The organism is Moorella naiadis (nom. illeg.) (assembly GCF_051020825.1).
GTDB lineage: Bacteria > Bacillota > DSM-521 > Neomoorellales > Neomoorellaceae > Neomoorella > Neomoorella naiadis.
Window position 1 is genome coordinate 1 of record NZ_JAXGFQ010000058.1, and the last position, 3,892, is coordinate 3,892.

General features: G+C 51.7%; 6 protein-coding genes. All 6 read right to left on the bottom strand.

The annotated features are described in order from the left end of the window. Positions 1-78: 78 nt before the first annotated feature. Positions 79-372 carry a hypothetical protein gene (locus SDD30_RS17065; RefSeq protein ID WP_434076134.1) on the bottom strand — a complete coding sequence of 98 codons (294 nt, stop codon included), beginning with the start codon at positions 370-372 and terminating at the stop codon, positions 79-81. A gap of 62 nt (positions 373-434) precedes the next feature. Beyond that, the gene (locus SDD30_RS17070) at positions 435-653 is read right to left on the bottom strand and encodes a hypothetical protein (protein WP_434076135.1); all 219 of its coding nucleotides are present in this window, start codon (positions 651-653) and stop codon (positions 435-437) included. Next, a complete protein-coding gene (gene rnhA, locus SDD30_RS17075) occupies positions 643-1,290 on the bottom strand; it encodes a ribonuclease HI (protein ID WP_434076136.1) in 648 nt (215 codons plus the stop codon). The genes SDD30_RS17070 and rnhA overlap by 11 nt, the downstream gene beginning before the upstream one ends. 1 nt (position 1,291) lies before the next feature. Then, positions 1,292-1,879 carry a DUF6927 domain-containing protein gene (locus tag SDD30_RS17080; RefSeq protein WP_434076137.1) on the bottom strand — a complete coding sequence of 196 codons (588 nt, stop codon included), beginning with the start codon at positions 1,877-1,879 and terminating at the stop codon, positions 1,292-1,294. Positions 1,880-2,111: 232 nt separating this feature from the next. Further along, entirely contained in the window at positions 2,112-2,396 is a 285-nt protein-coding gene (locus SDD30_RS17085; RefSeq protein WP_434076138.1) for a hypothetical protein, read from the bottom strand. Between the two features lie 63 nt (positions 2,397-2,459). Further along, entirely contained in the window at positions 2,460-3,803 is a 1,344-nt protein-coding gene (locus SDD30_RS17090) for a recombination directionality factor (protein ID WP_434076139.1), read from the bottom strand. Positions 3,804-3,892: the final 89 nt, after the last annotated feature.

Consider the following 3,892-nt stretch of genomic DNA (forward strand, 5'->3'; position numbering starts at 1 on the left):
TCAACCAGGCTTGAGGGCGTAAGACTACCGCCTTACGTTTGCCTCAAGCCCCCGGCCTTGTGCTGGGGGTGGTTGACTTTAGGCGCACAACGGACAGGTGCCATGCTGTTCCGGGGCCTGCACCTGCATCTCCACATTTATCCCACTGTTCCAACCCTGATCCTCATAATCCCCAGCACTTATCGCCAGGATGTAGTTTGTTAGCTCTTCTATACTGCACCAGGATACAGTAATCGATTCCACCTGCTCCCCGGTTTCTTCTTTGACCACCCCGTATTCCTGGGCGCCGTCTTCTGAAAACGAATCGTTCAGCCACAGATAGCCAGCATGACGGAAACCGGTGCATAAAACGTAATTGTTTTCTTTTAGCATCCTGGCCAACTAGATAGGTTCAGCAATTTCGGTAACGCACCAGAAACGGTTTTTATGCAGCATTAGCAATCCCCCTTGTTAACTTTTTGAGCCATCGCATTTTCTAACTCGAAAACTTTCATCGCCAAATCCAGCATAAATTGGCCCGCATCCGCCAAAACAGGATTCTCGAACGAGCCAGCCAGTTCGTTTGCGGCTTTCCAGCGGTCGCCAAAGTTTTCCGTGAGCCAGTCCCGGTATCGTTCTAACCAGGGCTTTTGAGAGACATCGTTACAGGGCATCGGCCAATTCTCCTTTCTTCGCGGCAAATATCTCCGCCGCGATAATATGCTTGCATTTGATCCCGCGTTTCTGAAAATCGGGGCAGGTGCACGCCAATGCGGCCAGATCAACCACATATTTGCTCTTACCGGTCGAAGAAAGCACGTGATACCGGCCGCCGCCAACTTCTTCCACATTTTTAACCAGTTTCTCCGCTTTCGCCAGTCGCTTTTTGTCCGGAGCCGCTGATTCCGCGTAAGCCTTTCTGGAAAGCTCGTCCGCTTCCTCGTTTTCTTCCCGCGGGACCCAGCGGAATCTAAGCGAAGAAAACTTTTGAGCCAGCTTCCGGGCCTCGCGGTACAACGGCTTGATGCGGGCAGAACGCACCGCGTAATCCCCGGTTAACTGGTAAATACAGAGCTGGCTGTCAGAGCGGATTTCTATCCGTTCTTTGGCAAAGCCGTTTTCTATGAGCCATTTCATCGCTTCGATTACCGCGGTGTATTCCGCAACGTTGTTTGTGGCTCCCGGGCCGGAGCAGATTACTCCCCAACTTTCTTTTAGCTTCTCGCCGTCTTTGCGGGCCACCCAGCCGTAACATGCCGTGCCGCCGGGATTGACTGGCTCGCAAAGGCCATCGCAGTTGACGATAATCATATCAAGCCAGCCTCCTTTCGACTGGCGGAAAATCGTCAAGCACCTCAAACGGCTCCTCCAGCCGCTTCCGCCGTATCTTGTACCGGTAACCCCAGCGGTCGGCAACAATTAGCCGTCGCAAATCTTTAATCCGAAAAATGTTCTCTTTGCTGCCATCGGTAAATTCGATTGCTTCGGCAAACTGTATAATCATACCTTCTCTTAGCTTCGGGCGAGCTTTCTTCGCCCGGATGCGCTCCCAGCATTTTTCCAGCCACTCCATCGCCCATTCGTCATCGGTCGGTGTGAGAAGCTTTAAAATGCGCTCCGGGCAGTTGTAATAACATGGCCCCATATTCTCGCTTATATCTTTGTATCCAAAGTTAAAATAATCTTTCGGCCGGTAACCCAAAAGGCATATCTTCGCGTAAATTTCCTTTGGCCCTGAAGCATCCCCAACTTCTATCGCCAGGTACGCTTCTGTAAAAGTCGCCGCGCAGTCTAGAACTTTGTGGTAAACCCCGGTTTCCTTATCCGTGTAGCCAAATTTTTTTTCAAAAAACTGCCGGACAGTAACTCTTTTTTCCTTGTGCGCAAAAGTCCATCCCATTTTTCATGGCGCAGCAGGCCCCCGGCGGCCCGCCGCGTTCACCTCCTTCTTTAGGTGAATTTTAGGCGGGCCGGGCCGCCTGGTTAAACTGGTTTTTTGAGTAAAAATATTGTCTTTGGCCGCGCAGCGGCATCACGTGCCTGCCGCGCTAAAACTGATTTGCCTTCCCTTCTTTTCAGGACTGCCGACGTTCCTGGAAAGAAGGCAGGGCAAAGGCCCTGCCGTTAAAAAGTCAAACCTTGATCCCTTCGATTCCTTCTTGAGTTAAAACGCCTTTATCTATTGCCGCTATCAGGACAGCCTTAATTTCTTCCCACTTTTCAGGACAGGGCATCCCTATCATTTTGGCTAAATCCCTGACGTCAAAGCTGTCTTCCCCTTTATCATCACTAAAAATTGAATATCCAAACCGAAATGTTCGAGTAACGTTAGCCATAGAATCATCCGCATAAATATAGTAAATCTTAATTCTCTTGTATTCTAACGCTACTTCCGGTTCTACCCAAGCGTAGGGCATTTTTAGCAACTCCTTTCTCAATAACTGACGGGCCTGGAAACAGGCCCGCCCCCTACAAGATTTTTAGAACAAATCGTCAAACCCGAAATCTTCCTCGCTCACCGCCGCGTCAATTTCGGTCTCTACTTCGATCAGCCGCATGGTCTTTGCCCCTATGTTGTTCTTCTTGATCGTCGCGTCGGTTATCTCATATTTCTGCCCGGGCACGGCGTTCGCCAGGACCTTTTCTGCTTCGCTTCCAGGGTATGCGGTTAACATATACTGCTCCCCATCTTCGTTAGTCACCCGGCACATCGTCACCGGCCCGGTCTTGAAGTTCTTTACCGTTACCGGCGAACTTATCTCAAACACGCCGCTTATGGTGCTCTTTTCTGCCGGTTCAGCCTGGGGCTTTTCTTCAACTGTAGGCGTCGTTACAGGTGTTGCTGCAGGCGTAAATGATACCGCCGGGGGTTCGGCCTCAGGCTCGCGTTCCGGCTGGACTTCTACAGCGACAACCTCCTGGTTACCTGTTTTCTCGAAGTATTCGCCCTGACCCCGGGCCCCGAAAGCAGCAGGCTTCGTCCCGGGGGACGCTTCCGGCTCGTAGAGCAGTTCCGGCTTTGCATTTTCATCGTAAGGCTCTACGTCTTCGTCTACCGCAGCGGGCTCCGGCAGCAGGGTCACCGTGGTCAGCAGCTTCCGCTCTCGCGCCAGTTGTAGCATCCTTTCCAGCGTGATGTCCCCCATGTCGACGTACATGATGGGGACTGCCCTCTTAATCTGCTTCTCCCCTACATTGGGGTGCACTTCCTGCATCCGCACCTTTAACTTCAAAGGGATGAAGCTGATCCTTCCCGCCATCGCCTTTAAGATGAGCAGACTGTTCTTGATGTTCTGATAGGAGTTAAAGGAACCAGTATCGATACTGTAGGCCCCTAAAACTCCCGGCACCTTCGGCAGCAAAGCGGAAAATACCGCCACTTCCCTGCATTTCTTGTTGATATAGTGCTGGCAATTCTTGTACGGGCAGGGTATCTGGACCCACCCCTGGCCGCCGCTCTTTTCTACGGGTACCACCTCGCCGGTAGCCATGTCTACTATCACGCCGTTTTCCACTTTCAGGCCGTACTCGGTGCCGGAAGTCTTAGCGTAGGTCTCGTTCACAGAAGCGTACTCCCCGTCGCCGCGGCAGATTAAGCCGTACTGGTTGCCGTAGCGTTTCAAATAGGCCGGAAAGATGCTTTCAATGTCTTCCGACGGCAATACTATGTCCAGCTCTCTCGGCTGAGGGCCGTAGACTTCTTGAACTTCGGGAGGAACGACAAAGTAATCTACGGCCTTCGGCACTCCTTTTTCGTCCTTTACCCCGAGCGCGATGGTCCCCAGGCGCGGGATGCGGACAGAATCAGTCCAACCTTTGATCATAAAATAAAAGCACCTGGTTCAAAAAACCTAACAATTACTGACACATTGTGCCAATCCTTATTAGGCGGCCTCCCCATGACCAGGCTTTT

Excerpts from the sequence above, each read along its gene's own strand:
- SDD30_RS17065 (WP_434076134.1), bottom strand. The coding sequence starts at position 372 with ATGCTAAAAGAAAACAATTACGTTTTATGCACCGGTTTCCGTCATGCT.
- SDD30_RS17070 (WP_434076135.1), bottom strand. The coding sequence starts at position 653 with ATGCCCTGTAACGATGTCTCTCAAAAGCCCTGGTTAGAACGATACCGG.
- rnhA (WP_434076136.1), bottom strand. The coding sequence starts at position 1,290 with ATGATTATCGTCAACTGCGATGGCCTTTGCGAGCCAGTCAATCCCGGC.
- SDD30_RS17080 (WP_434076137.1), bottom strand. The coding sequence starts at position 1,879 with ATGGGATGGACTTTTGCGCACAAGGAAAAAAGAGTTACTGTCCGGCAG.
- SDD30_RS17085 (WP_434076138.1), bottom strand. The coding sequence starts at position 2,396 with ATGCCCTACGCTTGGGTAGAACCGGAAGTAGCGTTAGAATACAAGAGA.
- SDD30_RS17090 (WP_434076139.1), bottom strand. The coding sequence starts at position 3,803 with ATGATCAAAGGTTGGACTGATTCTGTCCGCATCCCGCGCCTGGGGACC.